Below are 658 nucleotides of genomic sequence, written 5' to 3'. Positions count from 1 at the left end.
GTTCATCGAGTAGCAAAATATCAGGGTTTGCAAACAACGCCTGTGCTAAAAGCACACGTAGTTTCCAGCCCGGCGCTACGTTTGCCATTAAGCCATAATGAAATTCTTTATCGATACCCGCTTCTAGCAAAATTTCTTCAGCGCGGCTTTCTGCCGTGTAACCGTCCATTTCAGCAAATACACTTTCAAGATCGGCAACTTTCATACCGTCTTCTTCGCTCATTTCTGGTAACGAGTAAATACGTTCGCGTTCTTGCTTTACTTTCCAAAGCTCCACGTCGCCCATAATTACCGCGTCTACAACGCTGTATTGCTCAAAAGCAAACTGGTCTTGGCTTAGGTTACCTAATTTCAACCCTGGGGTAATAGATACATTACCCGCACTTGGAACAAGCGCACCGCTTAAAATTTTCATGAAAGTCGACTTGCCGCAGCCGTTAGCGCCAATTAAACCGTAACGGTTACCGTTACCAAATTTAGCTGAAATGTTTTCAAACAACGGCTCTGCGCCAAACTGCATCGAAATATTTGCGGTGGAGATCAAAAAAATGTAATCCTAGAAAAAGTACTGACAGGGATAGGCTGCAGCAAAACGCCACAAACAAGAACCAGACAATAGGGTAAATTAGCTGGCGAATTATACAGATCCAAAGCCAAA

1 protein-coding gene is annotated in these 658 nt (G+C 43.8%); it reads right to left on the bottom strand.

Translation table 11 applies throughout. The features are described from left to right. Positions 1 to 544: ATP-binding cassette domain-containing protein (locus tag FRC98_RS20870; protein WP_230467886.1), on the bottom strand; the 544-nt coding region annotated here is incomplete at its 3' end. Between the last annotated feature and the right edge of the window lie 114 nt (positions 545 to 658).

The sequence above is a fragment of the Lujinxingia vulgaris genome (genome assembly GCF_007997015.1).
Classification (GTDB): domain Bacteria; phylum Myxococcota_A; class Bradymonadia; order Bradymonadales; family Bradymonadaceae; genus Lujinxingia; species Lujinxingia vulgaris.
Note: the sequence above shows the minus strand (reverse complement) of the source record. Positions and strands in the feature narration are given on the sequence as shown.